The sequence below is a fragment of the Burkholderia sp. PAMC 28687 genome (assembly GCF_001577465.1).
Taxonomy (GTDB): Bacteria; Pseudomonadota; Gammaproteobacteria; order Burkholderiales; family Burkholderiaceae; genus Caballeronia.
In genome coordinates this window covers 666501-682922 of the sequence record NZ_CP014507.1, presented here as the reverse complement: position 1 = coordinate 682922, position 16422 = coordinate 666501, and the positions used below count along the sequence as shown (strand labels likewise).

The window sequence follows — 16422 nt, the reverse complement described above, 5'->3', positions numbered from 1 at the left end:
TCGGAGACTAGGCTCTTGAACGACAACAATCAGGTCCCCGCTGCGGCACGTCTGCGCCAGCACTTGAACTCGGGCGACATGCTGGTAGCGCCTGGCGTCTACGACGGCATCACGGCGCGGCTTGCCGAGCAGGCGAAGTTCACCGCGTTATACATGACCGGCGCAGGCACGGCCGCGAGCTACGGTTTGCCCGACTATGGACTGCTCACAATGACTGAGATGGTTGCGAACGCGGCGCGCATCGTCGCGTGCACCACCCTGCCGGTTATCGCCGATGCCGACACTGGTTTTGGCAACGAGCTGAACGTGACGCGGGCCGTACGCGCTTACGAGCAGGCGGGCGTCGCGGGCATTCATATCGAGGACCAGGTGTCGCCCAAGCGCTGCGGTCATCTCGACGGCAAGGAACTCGTACCCGCCGCAGAGTTCGTGGCCAAGATCCGTGCCGCCCTCGCTGCCCGTCGCAATCCGGATTTCGTGATCATTGCGCGGACCGATGCGAACAGCGTCTCCGGTCTCGGCGATGCAATCGCGCGTGCAAACGCCGCGCTCGCTGCGGGAGCGGACCTCGCGTTTGTCGAAGCGCCGCGCAACCTGGACGAAATCGCCGCGATCCCGCGGCGCGTGAACGGCCCTTGTCTCTTCAATATCGTCCGGGGCGGCAAGACGCCCGACATCTCGCTGCACGATGTACGCGAGATGGGCTATCGGCTAGCGATCCTGCCAAGCTTGCTGCTGGCAAGCGTGATGCGGGTATGCGAGCAGGAACTGGCGGCGCTGGCCGCAACCGGCATGCCCCCGCTTGCAGCCAGCGCACTGAGCGCGAAGGAACGTTTCCAGCGCATGGGTTCGGACGACTGGGACGCGCTGCGTACGCGTTTCATCGATAAACCGCGCTGACGCCACGCACAACAACGCAACAAAACAGAAAAACAAACAGGAGACAACATGGCATCCCCGGCATCCATTGGCTTGCGCCTCGACGCGCTGCCGCTCAGCGGTTTTCACCGGCGCATGCTGTGGCTCATTGCGGCAGGGATGTTCTTCGACAGCTTCGACATCACGCTTGCCGGCTCCGTGCTCGGTGCGCTGGTCCATAGCGGCATGTCGAACCTGCAGCTCAACGGCTATTTCATATCAGCCACGTTTGTCGGCATGGCGATTGGCGGAACGCTGGCAGGCATGCTTGGTGACCGTTTCGGGCGCCGCTTCACCTATCAGGCGAATCTTCTTGTATTCGGTCTTGCGTCACTGGCGGCGGGCTTTGCGCCTTCCATGCCGTGGCTCATCGCTTTCCGGCTCGTGATGGGTATCGGACTCGGTGCCGAAATTGTGGTGGGATATTCGACCCTGATCGAGATGACGCCGCCGAAGCAGCGCGGCCGTTATTCCGCATTGCTCGCACTGGTGACCAACAGCGCGCTGTTCGTGTCGTCGCTCGCGGGTTATTTCCTGATTCCGTTGTGGACCTGGCGTTCCATGTTTTTCGTCTCCGGCGCGGGTGCGTTGCTTGTCTGGGTTGCGCGTAAATCGATGCCTGAGTCGCCCCGCTGGCTCGCAAGCGAAGGCCGGCTGGAAGAAGCCGATGTGATCGTGACCCGCATCGAGGAAGAAGTGCATGGCAAGGGTTATCGGGCGCCCATGCAGTCCGGCACGCCCCCGGACCTCGAGCCGACGCCGCCCCTGTCGGTGCTGTTTTCAAGCCAAGTCTGGACGCGTACGCTGGTCGGTTCAACCATATCGATTGTCATTGGCATCGCCATTTACAGCTTCGTCACCTGGGTGCCTACATTTTTGCTTAGGCAGGGCCTCAGCCTGTCGTCATCGCTTGGGTACAGCATGGTGATGTCGCTGGGTGGCCCGATAGGCGCGGGTATCGGTCTCATCTGCACTGACCGCTTCGGGCGCCGCCGATGCATCGCGATCGCATCGATAATCGGCGCGGCAATGGGCGTGAGCTACGCGCTCTCGAGCTCGCCGATGATGGCCGCAATAATGGGCTTTCTCCTTTTTTGCTGCCTATATGCAATCGTTGCTTTGGCTGTTGCCTGTTACATTCCCGAGTTGTTCGGAACGCGCTACCGGCTTCGGGGCAACGGTTTTTGCGCCGTACTCGGACGGATTGCGTCGTTTTGCGCGCCCGGCATTACGCTGCTCCTGTACCGCACCGGTGGCATTCGATACGTCGCCTTCAGCGTCGCGGCATTGCTGGTGGTCCAGGCACTCGTGGTGCTCGCGTTCGGCATCGAGACACGCTCGCAATCGCTCGAGGCAATCGAGGAACAGGGCGGCCCGCTCGAGCCGGAAGGTGCCCGGCTATCGCAGCAGTAGTCCAGCTTTTGAAGGCAACGAGTGCCGTACCACGGAAGCCGGGTAGCACCGTACACCACGGCTAGATGTTCATCTTCCGGAAAGTCCAGAACTCAAGCGACCATGAGCTACCGGTTGTTCTTGCGATCAGCAAGCCCGAAGTAAGAATTCTCGCGCGCCCAGACCAGCACCTCGCTGCGACTGTGCAGATCGAGTTTTGCGTAGATGGTCGCCACGTGATTACGAACCGTGTTCAATGCTAGACCGAGATGCTTGGCGATTTCCTTGTCGGCCTGCCCTTCACACAGGGCATCGAATACGTCGCGCTCCCGTGCGGTCAGGTCGTCGAGTCGGCCAGCAGACGTTCCCGGCGCATTGGCACGCCGGACATTCGCCAGCTTTTCGATCAAGGTCTTGCTGAACCAGGATGCATCCTGCATGACCGCTTCGATGGCATCGACGAGTTCCATTTCCGAGCGCTTTCGTTCACTGATATCGAGCCACGCCATCAACACGCAATCCTGCCGATTGATGCTGACTGATTCCGCCGAAACAAGGCAGCGAATCGTCTCGCCATTCTTCTTCCGTACGTCGAACTCGACGTTGCGCACTCCGGTGCCGGTCTCGAGCAGACTTGCGAGTCGGCTGCGGACATCACCCATCCAGACGTTCGCATCTGCGCCTGCCCGACCGATGATGTCTTCGGCCGCATAGCCCGTCGTTACAGTGAAGGCCTCGTTGAGATCGAGAATCACGAACTCGTCTGCGGTCACAACGGCACTGGGGACCGGCAGCATGCGAAAAGCCTTTTGAAACCGCTCCTCGCTTTGACGCAGTGTGCTCTCTGCTTTCCTGCGCGGTTCCAGATCCATGAAGGTGAAGAGCATGCAGTTTTCTTCACCGATATCGATTGGTTGTCCCGCCACCACGACGGGTTTCAAACCGCCGTCCGGAAGCCTGAGCTCCGCTTCCATTTGTGGGATGGTCGCGCCCTGGCTCAGGCGTTCGATCGCGATGCCCCGCTTCTCGGCGTTTTCGAATACATCGAGTTCATACACTGATCGGCCAATGACGTCTTCGCGAACGTAACCCGTCATCTCCAGGAACCCCTGATTGACCTTCATGTAGCGCTGATCGCTCAACCGGCAGATCACCGCAGGTGCCGGGTTTGCATTGAAGGTCTTCTCGAAGCGCTGTTCGGCGCTTGCCCATTCAGTCGCATCGTGAACGATCAAGGCGAGACAGTCCGGTTCGCCCTGGCTGTTCGTCAGCACTAGACTGCGCACCCGATGCACCCAGTTGACCGAGTCGTCATCTGCGGGGAATACCTCGACCACGACGTCGCTAAAACATTCTCCCGCGATCACGCGCTCGATCGGATACTGCCCATTCGAAAGAATATGGTTGTTACGATAGCGAAGCCGGAACCGTTCCCGATACTCCCCCACGTCTTTGCCGAGGTCGCTCACATTTTCCACACCATGCATGCCGAGAGCAGCCTCATTCGCCCATAGAATGCGTTGATCCGGCTCGATCAGGATGACGCCCTCGGTCAGTCCGGTAATGATCTGCTGGAGCTGACGCCGGTCCGTCTCGGTACGCAGCACGCGGTCGTTCATGGTTGGGTTCTTCCTGGATGTCGATGCGGCCATGCCGCCTGCACTGTCGTGAAATATGAAAAATCGCGCCTTGGTGCTGCGAGCAAAAGAGATCGCGGCAACCAAGGGCACTGGCAGAATACGTCAGTCGCCATTACACCACGACTTCCTCACGCAGAGGATTGCTACGGCGTCCCAGAAACCCGGCAAATCCGGAGACAAGCGCGCCCAAAAGCAATATCACGACGCCCGCCCACGCTGCATGACTCACGCCGGTTGCGGCCGCCTCGCCGGCTTGACGCGCTTTCTGTTCGGCCTGGATCTTCAGGCTGCGGTACTTCTCGAGTGCCTGGTTGTAGGTCTGCTCGTAGTTATTCGCGATGGTCTGTGCTTCAGGACGACTTTTGCCGGTGCGCGCCATGATGACGTTGACAAGCGCTTCCTTGTCCGTCGCGTCGAGGGCAGGATACGCCTTCTGCTTCAATCGATCGAAAAAGCTGCTGAGATCATCGGCGGAGTTCTGCGGTTTCGCGGCAGCGCCTGCAGCGGTCGCAGTGCCGTCACTCGCTGCGCCCAGAGCGGACGCTTTGAGATTGGACGGGTCGAGCGCGGGCTTGCCGGTCTGACGCAATAGCGTCTCCAGTTGTCCCTGGACATCGGTCATATCGATATCGATGCCATTGCTCTTGAGCGCGCCCTTCACGCCGGAAGCGATGCCCGGAGCCGCTGCAGCAACGCCCTGACCCGCCACCGACAGTCCCGCCCGAGCCACCCCGGATGCGGTACCGATCGCGCCGCCGGCCAGGCTCGACAGTATGTAGAGCGTTACCAGGGTGGTCAGTGACCAGCAGAGGACGCCGTGCAGCGCGCCGCGCCGTGGCGAGGACCGCCCCGCGAAAAACCCTCCGACCGCAAGCGACACGAGCGTGGACACGCCGACCCAGATCCCCGCGCCGGTGCCGAAGCCAGCAAGCGGATTACGCTCACCCATTGGGTCGAGTGCGCTTGCACCTATCGCCGTGCCCAGTACGCCAAGGAACAGATACGTCATCATGGCCAACAACAGGCCGACGAACACGGCACCCCAGGAGACACGCAATACGTTCACTGGTTGGGGGTCAAGAGATGTATTGATTCGATTCATGGATTACCTTTTTATTCTAGTTCAGGGAGCGCACGAGCCGGTCCCGCCCGACATGTCTGTCAGCCGGTCTAGCGCTTCGCCCATATGGCACCAGCGATAAAGCTCACCGCCGCGACAAGCGCCAACGACGCCACCGGGTTACTCTTCGTCGCACCACGCACGGTGTCGAGCGCCTCGCCATACGATTGCTGAGCTATGCCAGCAGCTTTACGCGCACGGCCCTCCAGTTGCGACCCGTTATCGCCCGTGACGTTGCCGAGCGCGGCCTGCGCCTTCCCAGCAGCTTCTTTGATCGATCCTTCCGCTTTTTCAAACATGATTACCTCGTTACTTTAGTGTTTCGGATGACGAATCATCGATGACTTTCGATGGTCGATCTACCCCGGTCATCGAATGCCGGGAATCAGTCCTTGCCGGTTGCTTTATCGGCGATGTCCTTGGCTTTCTCCTGCGTCTTCCCGACGCCTTCCTGCACTTTTCCTGCAGTCTTTTCAGCAACCCCTTCAACTTCCAGTGACGTATTTCCGGTCACTTTACCCAGCGCTTCCTTCACCGAGCCCTTGATCTGCTTAAGCGTCCCGTCGACCTTATTCTTGTTCATATGAATGCTCCTTAGGGTGGGTTAACAACACGGAGCAATGTGGCACCGTGTGACTGGAAGTGTAGGTGCAGCGAGTGATGCGGCACCAGATACAAACGCGCTATAAAAAATAGTGCGTTTGCGCTCCAGTGCTCGCTGGAAACTCGCCAGCCGTCCCGGAGCGCCGACCAGCGACGTGCCGTAGTCAGGACAACACCATTGAACGCAGGCTCTCCAGTCCTTGACGATCCCCAGGCTAGGGCCGTCTCACGCATTCGACACATGGCGAAACAACATGTGCGGAACAGGTGCGCTGGCGACAACCCGGTCGAATGCCTATACAGGTGGGCACGCTGGTTCAGAGTGGAAAGCTGATTGCTCGCATCGAGCAACGCGCCTGGATCGGGCGACGTCTATGCAAGCGGTGGCACGGTCGCAGTCCAGGCATCGACACGCGCGATCATGGGCGGCAAGTACACGCAACTTGCAGGACGAACACCCGCGATCAACCGTGGCAATGGCAATGGCAATGGCACTTGGAATGACACTTAAAACTTCATCACCAGCGCCACGCCACCTACCATGAGAACGGCTCCAAGCGCCCTTAACCAACTCAGCGGATGGTCCGGCACACCGATCAGACCGAAGTGGTCAATGACAATCGAGGCTATCAGATTCGCACAGATGGTCAGCCCGTTGATTGCTCCGACACCAACCTTTTGGACCAATGTCAAGCCCGCAAATACAGCCACGGCTCCCACAATGCCGCCCAACGGTGCCCACCATTTCATGTCCTTGAGCTCAGTCAGCGTCGGCAGCGGGGTTGGCTGTATCCAGAACAGCGCTATGGCAAGGAAAGTGACCAGCATGAAAGAGACCGCCGATGCCAGCCACGGGTTGACCAACGATGCCTTCAATACGCCGTTGATTGGGGTTGTGCAACTTTTTTTCTGTAAAAGCGTTCAGGCGATTCCATCGAGAAGCGGAGATCAGGGGTTCATGTTGAGATAGATTTTTCCGCTCATCCACTCTTCGTCGCACTCGGCGAGCAAGGCAGAGACGAGACGAAGGCAGGATGGGGCGTTCGGGAAGATCGAGGCGACGCGGGTGCGACGCTTGAGCTCGCGATTGATCCGTTCGAGGCCATTGGTGGTGCGCAGGCGGATCCGATGGGCATGCGGCAACTCGAAGATGGCAAACCCTTCAGGTAGATTGTCTTCGGCCCAGGTAGCGAGCGCAGGCGCTTCGACGGCCCAGAGTTCGACCGCCTGCTTCAGCAGACGTTGGGCTTCGGCGCGATCCGGGGCATTGAAGATGGTCCGGATACGCAGCGCCACGGGTTTGCGCTGATCGAGACGAGGAACGTAAGCATGCGCATTCTGCTGCAGATGGAACTGGCAGCGTTGCCAGGGCACGCTTGGCAGCGTCGCGCGACGGGCAGCCTTAAGACCGGCATGATCGTCGGAGACGATGAGCTTGACGCCCTTGAGGCCGCGGCGAACCAGGCTGTCGAGGAAGGCGCGCCAGTGAACTTCGGCTTCGGACAGGGCAACCGACACGCCCAGGACCCGACGATGACCGCCTGCCGTGATGCCGACGGCGACGAGCACGGCGCAATCGACGAGGTGACCCGCTTCACGAATACGCTCATAGCGGGCATCGAGAAAGACGTAAGGCGTTTCATCAAGGGGACGCTCACGCCAGATCGCAAGACCCGCGTCGAGTTGTTCGGCAGCCCGGCTGACCTGAGTCGAGGAGATCGACACCTCCGGCCCCAGCAGCTTGACCAGGACGTCGGTGACCTTGCGGGTGGAGACGCCCTGGACGTACATTTCGGCCAGCGCGAGATTGACCGCCTGCTCGGTGCGAGTTCCTTTTTCGAGCGCGCTGGGGTAGAAGCCGCTGCCGCGCACCTGGGGGACATCGAAGGTCAGTTCGCCAACACGGGTCATGACGGTTTTGGGTTTGAAGCCGTTCGCATAATCGATTCGTCCGGCGGTTCGTTCATGAGACTGGGCGTTGAGGTACTGCGCCCGCTCGATCTTACTTGCTTCGTTGACCAGGATGCGCAGGGCTTCGCCCGCGCCGTCCAGGCCGTTGAGCAGAAGCGCTGCAAAAGCGTCTTCAAGGGGATGATGTTCTACGCGTTGCGCCATGCTGTCGACTCCTTCGTGAATGTGGGTAAGAATGCTCCGAAGGAATCGCCTGCAAATATGACCTGCGAGGGTTTTGCCGCGCGGCTATGCCGTCCTCCGCTCTTCGGGCGCTACGCGCCCTCATCACGGCGGCCGTCACAGCCGCGCAACACCAGCAGCTACGAATTTACAGAAACGATGTTGCACTAACTTGATTGGTGCACCGGCCGCCTGCAACACACCACCTAAAATAATGAAAGGATAAATCCATGCATTGCTCATCGGTCCTCTCCAGATTGTCAGATCAGTACGCGTGCTCCTAGCGCCAGGATCAGCGCCGGGATCATCACTACCGTTCCCACTTGCAAGAACTTCCAGAATCCTACGTCTTCGCCTTCACGCCGGATGGCATTCAACCAGAGGATGGTTGCCAGCGACCCCGTGATCGAGAGATTGGGCCCGAGATCCACCCCGATCAGCAACGCATCGATGACCCGCTCAGGGCTGTGTGCCTGCATCACAGTCGCACTCGAAATCAGCCCCGCCGGGAGATTGTTCATTAGATTAGAAGCGATCGCGATCACGCCACCCGACAGTCCGGCGCTCAATGATTCGTCGCGCTGAGTAGCGGACTGGAGCATCTGTGCGAGGTGCGCGATAACGCCTGTGTGCTGCAACACCTCCACCAGCACGAACAACCCGGCAACCAAAGGCAAGACACTCCAGGAGATGTCCCTCACCAGAGCCCAAGGCGATTTCCGCTCCTGGATCAGCACGATTGCAGCGGTCGTCGCACCAAGAATTGCGGTCGGCAAGCCAAGCTGCATGTCGAACGCCGAGACAAGGAGCAGCACGATCGCAGTTACGGCGATTCCACCCAGCGCAATGCGGCCGCTGGATGACAACGGCACATTGTCCAGGCCAGACTTGCATTCGCCTCTCAAATCGCGGCGCTGCGCCCAGCGAAGCATGAAATAGGTCGCCGCGATGGACAGTACCGAAGGCACGATGAAACGGCCCAACCAGAGAGACAGCGCGGGCGTATGGTTACCGTACAAAACCAGATTGGCGGGATTCGAGATCGGCAAAACAAAGCTTGCCGCATTCGCAATGAATGCGCATACGAACAACAAAGGCAAGGGCTTTGTATCGGCTTTCTTCGCAGCGGCGAAGACCGCCGGTGTCAGCACAACCGCGGCAGCATCATTGGACAGGAATGTCGTAACAACCACGCCTACCAGGTACACCAGCGAAAACAGGCGTGCGGGCGACCCCTTCGCATGATTGACCGCAAGTACCGCGACCCAGTCGAACAAGCCCTCGCGGCGCCCTACTTCGGACAGCAACATCATTCCAAACAAAAAGAAATATACATCTGCTCCTTTGGCGACCGCCTGCAGAGCTTGCGTAATAGGCAACAAACCCAGAGCGACAATGAGCAACGCGCCAGCGACGGCCCAAATAGCCTCAGGCCATTTGAACGGGCGCGTAATGACGCCGGCCGTAGCCATGGCTGCGATGCCCCAGGAAAGGAAGGTTGGATTCACGTCGGCGATTCTCAAAAAGTAAAGGAGTACAGACGGGCCCATTGAGCGCCGCACGTACGTCAGGCACTCGAAGCTGCGGTTTTGCCTTCGATCGATATGCTTTCAGAACTGCGGCATGCGTTACGAAGACTGGTGCCAAATCCCAGCCACAAGGCGATCGATGCGGTAGACACAGCGCCTAAAACCAGGAATGCGGCTGAGTATCCAAACGTATGGGCAAGCAGTCCGCCCAATAATGGACTAAGCGCAGCACCCGCAGCCTGGCACGTCATGACAACGCCCTGCCCCACATTGACGCGCCCTGTGCCGTCAAGGAGGCGAACAACAAGCGCCGGCACCGCCACGCTTTGCAAGCCAGCGCCGATGCCATCGAGTGCCTGCACAGGCCACACCCCCCACGCATGAAGCACACTGGCGGCAATGGCGCCGCGCACTGGCAACGCCAGAAATGTGATCAAGATCACCCACCAATACCCGCGCCATTTGATCAGCCGACTCGCCATCATCGATACGATAACCATCACGAGCTGTGCAACGATAATCGTCTGCGCAGTGAAGGCGCTGGGGTCGCCCTGCTTGGCAGCCACGATCGCAAGTCCGTAAAGCGGAAGCATTGCGGCATTGCCAAGATGAAACATTGCCAACGCCGCGGCCAGCACCAGAAGCGGCTTGGACTGCAGCAGGGTGCGAAAGCCGCTCATTTCGTCGTTGCCGCGTTCGCTTGCCTCCTTGTTTCCCCCCTCCAGACCGCGCGCATGATCATGATCAATGGCATCTGCGGGAATCAGGAGCACCGTGAAAACTGAAACCACGCCGAATATCGCGCTCAGGCCAAATACGGCGCCGAACCCGAAGCGCCAACCCAGCCAGCCGGAGAGCGCCGCCGCGGCCACGTTGCCTGCGTGATTGGCGACTTGATTGCGGCCGAATTGCCTGTCAAAGCCGCGCTGCCTCACCATTCCCAGCGTGATGCCGGCAATTGCGGGTCCGAGCGCGGCGCCCGTCACTGCGGTAGCAATCTGCGATGCGGCCACCATCCAGAAGCCATGTGCAAACCAAAGCAGCAAAGACGCGAGCACAGTCATCACGCCAGCCACGATGATTACCGCGCGCTTGTACCGGGTGGCATCCACAAGGGCGCCGGCCGGTGACGTCGCCAGCATTCCCGCGATGCCGCCGATGGTCATCACGGTGCCGATCAGATCAGTTCCCCAACCCCGCCCCTGCAGGAATACGCCGAGAAATGGGCCAATCCCTGCCTGCACGTCGGCCATGAAGAAATTCAGAGCCTCAAGCGGGCGTGTTGCCTTGCCGGCGGGCCGGACGGCCACCTCAGCAGACGGCGTCACCAGGCACGACCTTTTTTGTTGGGGCCGAGTTGCGAGCCGAGCAAGCCGTGGTCGGCCCATTCTCCAACCGCGTGCGCATCAGTGCCAGGAGGGGCGGCGGCGAACGCGCGGCTCCCGGCGCCCTGTCGCGAGAGCACATCTATCGTGTCTGACGCTTTGTTGCCGTTCGCGTCAGACGCCACGACCGTTACCTGATAGCGATCCACATCCGGAGGGCGCGGCAGCTCCGCTTGCCAAACCGCATGTTCACCAGACACTGGCTGCATGGTTGCACGCTGCTCGCCAATGGAAACCACGACTTCGGCTATCTGCTGGCCAAACACCTTGGCGCGCACCTCGCAGTTGCCAACCGGCACTTGTCTTTGATCAGCGGGGTCAGTCACGAGCCTCCTGTCTGCCGGCGTCGTGATCATCACCAGCGGCCAAGCTGCAGAGACAGGCTGAAACCGCCAACTCACCACGCTGGCGTCTACGGTGACGATCGCAACGCCCGCTCGCCCGTCGTCTTCTTCAATCTGTCCGGTCGAGCGCGTCGCGGCGTAAATAACCGATCCGTCATTGAGCAGTTCGTTGTAGTGAGTGTGGCCGGTGTCGACGACAAGTACTCCAGCGGATGCAAACAGGTGTGCCAGCGCTTCCCCACCTTCAGCAAGATCGCCGGGGTAAGCATGCATGAAGACAACTGGCCGTTCCTTGTCGTCCACGCAAGCTGCCAGCTGTGCTGCGATCCATTCTGTCTGCGCCGCGCCCAGGCGGAAATCAGGACCGCCTTCACCGGCGGACACGATGTCCAAAAACAGGCAGCGATGTCCTTTCACCGTGACTTGCTTGGGCAGTGAGTCGACGCCCAGTTCGCGATGGAATGTTTCAAGCGAGCCTGGTTCGAAATCATGGTCCCCTGGAATCGCATTGGTAGGTAATCGAAGCGAACTTAGGATCGAGCGAATCTTGGCGTATTGTTCGGGCTTGCCATTGTTGGCGTTATCTCCCGGAAGATAGGCGAACTCCACCGCATGTGCGACGTTAGTGTTGACTGCGCTGACTAGACGCTCTAGAAGGCCGACACTCTCATAGCTGTCGTCGTGCGAAACGTGGAGATCCCCAAAATGTACCCAACTCAACATGGCGCGACTCGATGAAAACCGGCAACCCGGCAATGACCACGCTTCTGCAAGTCGTATGCCATGATGAGAAGCCATATTGCAATTGGCTGAGCACCTTGATCGGCACCTGTGGGTGCTTGGTGGATAGACACCCATCGTCCAGGAATTGGACACAGTTCGACGGGGATCTGACCGAATGCAACTGATAAGCCTGCTGCATAATTCTGTAGAGATTACTCGACCGACATGTCACAGAAGCATTTATTTCCGCTGTCCCATCGCTGAAAAAATGCATCTGATGGGCATTACTTAAGCCTGTGATTCGCCACATCACACCGCTAGGAGAAATTAAACCAAACGTATTAATATTCCAATGCGCCCGCAACGTCTCGCGGGGTTCAAGAGGCGGTCGCGGAATTTATCCTGATTGATTATTTATCGATGACAGGCGCGCAATGGAAGCCCACAAACGCAATCATGTCCACGTCGTCGGAGACGGCCCTGTCACGCTGGTTTTTGCGCACGGTTTTGGATTCGACCAGAGCATCTGGCAGTGTCTGACCGACGCGTTTGCGCCGACCTACCGCATAGTTTTACTCGACCTGGTGGGCAGCGGCCGCTCCGATCTGTCCAAGTACGATTTCGTCAAATACGGCACGCTTTACGGTCATGCGAAAGACCTGCTCGAAGTACTGGCCGAATTAACCAGCGCGCCGGTGGTTTTAATTGGCCACTCCGTGGGCGCCATGATCGGAATGCTCGCGGCGATCGAGGCGCCCGAGCGTTTCAGTGGGCTGGTGATGATCGGACCAACACCTTCTCTTATTGACGACGTTGACTACAGAGGCGGATTCAAGCGTGGCGATATCGAGGCGCTGCTTGGCTCGCTGGAGAGTAACTATCTCGGATGGTCCAATTCGATCGCACCAGCAGTCCTGGGCACGCAAGAGCAATCGAAACTTGGGTCCAAATTCGCCAACACCTTTTGCCGCAACGACCCTGAGATTGGAAAACACTTTGCGCGCGTTTCCTTTCTATCGGACCATCGCGCCGAACTGGTCCGCGTCACCACGCCGACCCTGATCGTGCAATCAAGCAACGATCCGTTCGTGCCCCTGGAAGTAGGCAACCATATGCGGCGGATGATCCGGGAAAGCGTCCTTGCCACCGTCCAGAGCACCGGACACTGTCCTCATATCAGCGCGCCGCGTGCATGCATCGATGCAATCGAGGCTTTCTTAACAACCCTTCCAACGCTCGCAGATGGCCCATCAAAAGAGACTGTTGCCGACAATCAGCGAGACGCTTGATCGCGCGCCGTGCGGTCTGTTCACGACGACCAAAGACGGGACCATAGTCCGAGCGAACGAAACGTTTTGCCGTTGGATTGGCTATCGGGAAGCAGACCTCGTTGGACTGCGCCGCATTCAGGATCTGCTGACGGTCGGCGGCCGGCTTCTCTTCGAGGCGCACGTGGCGCCCTTGCTGCAGTTTCGCAATTCGGTTGCCGAGGTCAAGGTGGACATCGTCAGCCGGGTCGGTCCTGTCGTGCCGATTCTCTTCAATGTGTCGCGAACGCAATTCGATGGCGAAGATATTGATGAGTTCGCGGTGCTCGTCGTTGCGGAGCGTCACCAGTATGAGCTCGAATTGCTAGGCGCCCGGCGCAACGCCGAGCAAGCGCTCGAGGCACGCAGTGAAGCGGAAAATGCCCTTCGCGAGGTCAATCGGCGCAAGGATGAATTTCTTGCCACGCTGGCGCACGAGCTTCGAAATCCACTTGCGCCCATGCGCAACGTCCTGGAGATGCTGAGCCTGAAGGAACTCGTCGACCCACAGATTATCTGGGGTCGCGAAGTGTTTGAGCGGCAGGTCCGTCACATGACCCGCTTGGTGGACGATCTGCTGGAAATGTCGCGTATCACACAGGGCAAGCTTGAGTTGCGCAGGGAGAATATCGATCTGGTTTCAGTGCTGACGGGAGCAGTCGAGAATTCGAGGCCTCTCGTGCTTGCAGCCTCGCATGAACTCACTATCGCAATCCCCGGTGAGCCTGTCATGCTGGATGCCGACCCGACGCGGCTTTCGCAGATGATCCAGAACCTTTTGGACAATGCCGCCAAGTTCACTCCCCCTGGAGGAAAAATCTGGCTCAGCGCGAATCGCGAGGGGGCTGACGTCGCCATCAGGATTCGCGACTCAGGCATCGGCATTCCGCAGGGCAGCCTGGAAACGGTATTCGAGATGTTCTCGCAACTCGAGAATGCAATTGACCGGACCCAGGGCGGCCTCGGCATCGGGCTGGCGTTGGTGCGAGCTCTCGCACGGCTGCATGGCGGCAGCGTGGCTGCGCGCAGCGACGGGATTGGAAAAGGCAGCGAGTTCGTGATCCGTTTGCCCGTCTCCGAGGAAGAGAGGATCGTCGCGTCGAAGCCTCGACGCCTGCCTCCTGCAAGCGGAAGAGGACGCAGCGTGCTGATAGTCGACGACAACGAAGACGCCGCGATAAGTCTTTCCATGGTTCTTGAAATGGAAGGACATCGAGTTCATGTCGCATTCGACGGTACCTCGGGCTTCGAGGCGGCCCAGGACAACAGACCCGAGGTCATCATTCTCGATATCGGCCTGCCTGATACCAACGGATACGAAGTCGCCCGACGCATTCGCAAGGAACCGTGGGGGGTGCACGTTGATCTGATCGCGCTGACGGGATGGGGGCAGGAAAAGGACCGGCAGGACGCCCAGGCCGCAGGCTTCGATCATCATTTCACGAAGCCTGCGGATCTTGAACGGCTCGCCAGGCTGCTCAATAAGGAACAGGGGGAAGAGACCTGGTGAGCGGAACAAAAAAAGGCAGCCTCGTTCCGATGCGCCGTTCTTGCGGCGCGGGGATCTTGGCTGCCTACCCGAATCTCGACTGCTCTCGAAACCGGTGATTCGGGGTGACTACTTGATTGCGAGCACTCGGCGTGCTTCCGCTTCGGCGAATTCCAGAGCTGCCGCTTCGGTTTTGACCGGCCGACCACAACCGCGACCGATCGTCTTGTTGATCGTGTGGTTGCGCCACGTGGTGGTAACGCGAATGTAACCCTTGAACATTGCGCCAGGGGCGGGCATTACGCAAGCTTCGACGGTCTTATCGCCTTTGGTTTCTTTGAACGCCATGGCGATCTCCGTTTTGATGGTGGGCGGATCGTACCATGAAGAGGTGCGCGAACTTTGAATTCGTTGGGCTTTTCTGCTAGGCGTGGCCGCCAGGGATCGATCCGTGCAGCCCATGGTCGACGCGACATGGACGCCGCACGATTTCGACGACTTCAGGCCCCAGTATCGTTGGTGGTTGAAACACGACTTGCCCAATTCGTCCTGGCCTCGATCCACTCAGCCAGATCGAGCAACGCAGCATCACTGCCGGCCGCGCCCACGATTTGCGCACCCAACGGCAAGCCAGCAGGTCCAAAACTCATCGGCACGGTCACAGCCGGCACGCCGAGAAACGTCCACGGGGCGCAGAACGAAGCATCGCCGGTGGAATCCAGTCCGTGCGGTGGTTCGCCATTCGCCGGTGCGACCAGCAACGCATCGAGCGTCATCGTTTTCCTCAGCCATGCGTCGAACCGATGCGCCATCCGGCCTTGCAAGACCTTGGCTTTCGCGTAATCGGTCGCCGCACACCGCAGTCCTTCTTCGATCAATCCGCGCATGGGAGCGCTGACGAGCTCCGGCGAACGCCGATACAAATCGCCGTGTGTGATGGCCGCTTCCACGCCCATCAATGTCAGCGCGTGAGCCGGTGTATCGAAGATTTCAGCCGGAAGATCGACCATCACGATCTCGGCCCCGTCGCGTGAAAGGCGCTCGGCAAGGGCATCGAGGGCGGCTTGTTGTGCGGGTTCGACAGCGCCGCCGACCTGCCTCGCCAGCATTCCGATACGACGCCCCGCTGCAACCGTCGATGCCAAAGGAACATGTGACGCGTGTGGATCATCCGGGCCTGCGCCTGCGACCAGCTTGAGCACATAAGCCGCATCCGCAACGCTCCTCGTGAACAACCCGACGTGGTCCAATGACCATGCAAGCGGAAGCACGCCCGTTCTCGCAATGGTGCCGTATGTCGGCTTGAAACCGACCACGCCGCAATACGCCGCCGGCCTGATCACGGAACCTTGAGTCTGCGTCCCAAGCGCAAGCGAAACAATGCCTGCGCCCACGGCTGCCGCCGAGCCGCTCGACGATCCACCCGGCGTATATGCGCTGTTCCATGGGTTGACGGTCTGCCCGGGATGACGAAATGCAAATTCGGTCGTGACCGACTTGCCGAGTATGGTGGCACCCGCAGCGCGCAAGCGCGCGACCACTGTCGCGTCCTGCGCCGGCCGCCGTCCAACATAGGCCGGCGAGTTGAACTCGGTCGGCATGTCGGCGGTATCGATGATGTCTTTCACCGCTACGCTCACGCCAGCCAGCGGCAAGTTTTCATCAACGTGCGTGACCGGCAAAGCATCAGGCAAGTACTGGAATGCATGCAGCGTGGATTGCGAAGCCTGAGCGGCGGCGAAACCCTGTGCAACGATCTCTGCGGCGCGAGTCTTGCCTGAGGCCACATCAGCGCGGATCTCAGCGATGGTCGGGCAAACGTAAGTCTTGGTCATGTGC

17 protein-coding genes are annotated in these 16422 nt (G+C 59.5%); 5 read left to right on the top strand and 12 right to left on the bottom strand.

Annotated features, from left to right (window positions below):
• The first annotated feature begins 15 nt into the window (after positions 1 to 15).
• Both AX768_RS25950 and AX768_RS25945 read left to right on the top strand, forming a co-directional pair.
• Positions 16 to 900: an isocitrate lyase/PEP mutase family protein gene (locus AX768_RS25950; protein ID WP_082779087.1), complete on the top strand. Its 885-nt coding sequence runs from the start codon at positions 16 to 18 to the stop codon at positions 898 to 900.
• Positions 901 to 948: 48 nt separating this feature from the next.
• Positions 949 to 2331: an MFS transporter gene (locus AX768_RS25945; protein ID WP_062002960.1), complete on the top strand. Its 1383-nt coding sequence runs from the start codon at positions 949 to 951 to the stop codon at positions 2329 to 2331.
• A 107-nt stretch (positions 2332 to 2438) separates the two neighbouring features.
• Here the strand turns inward: AX768_RS25945 and AX768_RS25940 are convergent, their stop codons facing one another.
• From AX768_RS25940 to AX768_RS25925, 4 genes are all read right to left on the bottom strand, one after another.
• Complete coding sequence (locus tag AX768_RS25940) at positions 2439 to 3929, bottom strand: helix-turn-helix transcriptional regulator (protein WP_062002959.1); 1491 nt, start codon at positions 3927 to 3929, stop codon at positions 2439 to 2441.
• Positions 3930 to 4062: 133 nt separating this feature from the next.
• On the bottom strand, positions 4063 to 5052 hold the full coding sequence (locus AX768_RS25935; protein WP_062002958.1) for a YrzE family protein: 990 nt from the start codon (positions 5050 to 5052) through the stop codon (positions 4063 to 4065).
• A gap of 68 nt (positions 5053 to 5120) precedes the next feature.
• Positions 5121 to 5369 (bottom strand): CsbD family protein, encoded by a 249-nt coding sequence (locus AX768_RS25930; RefSeq protein ID WP_062002957.1) that lies wholly within the window; start codon positions 5367 to 5369, stop codon positions 5121 to 5123.
• Positions 5370 to 5455: 86 nt separating this feature from the next.
• A complete protein-coding gene (locus AX768_RS25925; RefSeq protein WP_062002956.1) occupies positions 5456 to 5653 on the bottom strand; it encodes a CsbD family protein in 198 nt (65 codons plus the stop codon).
• 354 nt (positions 5654 to 6007) lie between these two features.
• Between AX768_RS25925 and AX768_RS32995 the strand changes: the two genes are divergently transcribed.
• Complete coding sequence (locus AX768_RS32995; protein ID WP_155524342.1) at positions 6008 to 6184, top strand: hypothetical protein; 177 nt, start codon at positions 6008 to 6010, stop codon at positions 6182 to 6184.
• On the opposite strand, the gene AX768_RS25920 is transcribed toward AX768_RS32995, so the two are convergent.
• From AX768_RS25920 to AX768_RS25900, 6 genes are all read right to left on the bottom strand, one after another.
• Positions 6181 to 6537, bottom strand: coding sequence for a DMT family transporter (locus AX768_RS25920; protein ID WP_231941643.1), 357 nt, complete (start codon positions 6535 to 6537; stop codon positions 6181 to 6183). The genes AX768_RS32995 and AX768_RS25920 overlap by 4 nt on opposite strands.
• Positions 6538 to 6621: 84 nt before the next feature.
• Entirely contained in the window at positions 6622 to 7788 is a 1167-nt protein-coding gene (locus AX768_RS25915; RefSeq protein WP_062002954.1) for an IS256 family transposase, read from the bottom strand.
• A 135-nt stretch (positions 7789 to 7923) separates the two neighbouring features.
• Positions 7924 to 8049: a hypothetical protein gene (locus AX768_RS34160; RefSeq protein WP_257722391.1), complete on the bottom strand. Its 126-nt coding sequence runs from the start codon at positions 8047 to 8049 to the stop codon at positions 7924 to 7926.
• A 17-nt stretch (positions 8050 to 8066) separates the two neighbouring features.
• Positions 8067 to 9314, bottom strand: coding sequence for an arsenic transporter (locus AX768_RS25910; protein ID WP_062003680.1), 1248 nt, complete (start codon positions 9312 to 9314; stop codon positions 8067 to 8069).
• Positions 9315 to 9373: 59 nt separating this feature from the next.
• The gene (locus AX768_RS25905; protein WP_062002953.1) at positions 9374 to 10588 is read right to left on the bottom strand and encodes an MFS transporter; all 1215 of its coding nucleotides are present in this window, start codon (positions 10586 to 10588) and stop codon (positions 9374 to 9376) included.
• Positions 10589 to 10659: 71 nt separating this feature from the next.
• Positions 10660 to 11787 (bottom strand): metallophosphoesterase family protein, encoded by a 1128-nt coding sequence (locus tag AX768_RS25900; protein ID WP_062002952.1) that lies wholly within the window; start codon positions 11785 to 11787, stop codon positions 10660 to 10662.
• Positions 11788 to 12221: 434 nt separating this feature from the next.
• On the opposite strand from AX768_RS25900, the gene AX768_RS25895 reads away from it, so the two are divergent.
• Together AX768_RS25895 and AX768_RS25890 are read left to right on the top strand one after the other, a co-directional pair.
• The gene (locus AX768_RS25895) at positions 12222 to 13076 is read left to right on the top strand and encodes an alpha/beta fold hydrolase (protein ID WP_062002951.1); all 855 of its coding nucleotides are present in this window, start codon (positions 12222 to 12224) and stop codon (positions 13074 to 13076) included.
• Positions 13030 to 14604 carry a hybrid sensor histidine kinase/response regulator gene (locus AX768_RS25890; RefSeq protein ID WP_062002950.1) on the top strand — a complete coding sequence of 525 codons (1575 nt, stop codon included), beginning with the start codon at positions 13030 to 13032 and terminating at the stop codon, positions 14602 to 14604. Before AX768_RS25895 ends, AX768_RS25890 begins: the two co-directional genes overlap by 47 nt.
• 108 nt (positions 14605 to 14712) lie before the next feature.
• Here the strand turns inward: AX768_RS25890 and AX768_RS25885 are convergent, their stop codons facing one another.
• Positions 14713 to 14931: a hypothetical protein gene (locus AX768_RS25885; RefSeq protein ID WP_062002949.1), complete on the bottom strand. Its 219-nt coding sequence runs from the start codon at positions 14929 to 14931 to the stop codon at positions 14713 to 14715.
• A 152-nt stretch (positions 14932 to 15083) separates the two neighbouring features.
• Positions 15084 to 16418: an amidase gene (locus AX768_RS25880; protein ID WP_062002948.1), complete on the bottom strand. Its 1335-nt coding sequence runs from the start codon at positions 16416 to 16418 to the stop codon at positions 15084 to 15086.
• Positions 16419 to 16422: the final 4 nt, after the last annotated feature.

What these genes read in the sequence shown, in the direction of transcription:
- AX768_RS25885 (WP_062002949.1), bottom strand. Translation starts at nt 14,931, where the DNA reads ATGGCGTTCAAAGAAACCAAAGGCGATAAGACCGTCGAAGCTTGCGTA.
- AX768_RS25915 (WP_062002954.1), bottom strand. Translation starts at nt 7,788, where the DNA reads ATGGCGCAACGCGTAGAACATCATCCCCTTGAAGACGCTTTTGCAGCG.
- AX768_RS25900 (WP_062002952.1), bottom strand. Translation starts at nt 11,787, where the DNA reads ATGTTGAGTTGGGTACATTTTGGGGATCTCCACGTTTCGCACGACGAC.
- AX768_RS25880 (WP_062002948.1), bottom strand. Translation starts at nt 16,418, where the DNA reads ATGACCAAGACTTACGTTTGCCCGACCATCGCTGAGATCCGCGCTGAT.
- AX768_RS25945 (WP_062002960.1), top strand. Translation starts at nt 949, where the DNA reads ATGGCATCCCCGGCATCCATTGGCTTGCGCCTCGACGCGCTGCCGCTC.
- AX768_RS25940 (WP_062002959.1), bottom strand. Translation starts at nt 3,929, where the DNA reads ATGAACGACCGCGTGCTGCGTACCGAGACGGACCGGCGTCAGCTCCAG.
- AX768_RS34160 (WP_257722391.1), bottom strand. Translation starts at nt 8,049, where the DNA reads ATGAGCAATGCATGGATTTATCCTTTCATTATTTTAGGTGGTGTGTTG.
- AX768_RS25895 (WP_062002951.1), top strand. Translation starts at nt 12,222, where the DNA reads ATGGAAGCCCACAAACGCAATCATGTCCACGTCGTCGGAGACGGCCCT.
- AX768_RS25925 (WP_062002956.1), bottom strand. Translation starts at nt 5,653, where the DNA reads ATGAACAAGAATAAGGTCGACGGGACGCTTAAGCAGATCAAGGGCTCG.
- AX768_RS25935 (WP_062002958.1), bottom strand. Translation starts at nt 5,052, where the DNA reads ATGAATCGAATCAATACATCTCTTGACCCCCAACCAGTGAACGTATTG.
- AX768_RS25890 (WP_062002950.1), top strand. Translation starts at nt 13,030, where the DNA reads ATGGCCCATCAAAAGAGACTGTTGCCGACAATCAGCGAGACGCTTGAT.
- AX768_RS25930 (WP_062002957.1), bottom strand. Translation starts at nt 5,369, where the DNA reads ATGTTTGAAAAAGCGGAAGGATCGATCAAAGAAGCTGCTGGGAAGGCG.
- AX768_RS25905 (WP_062002953.1), bottom strand. Translation starts at nt 10,588, where the DNA reads ATGGCCGACGTGCAGGCAGGGATTGGCCCATTTCTCGGCGTATTCCTG.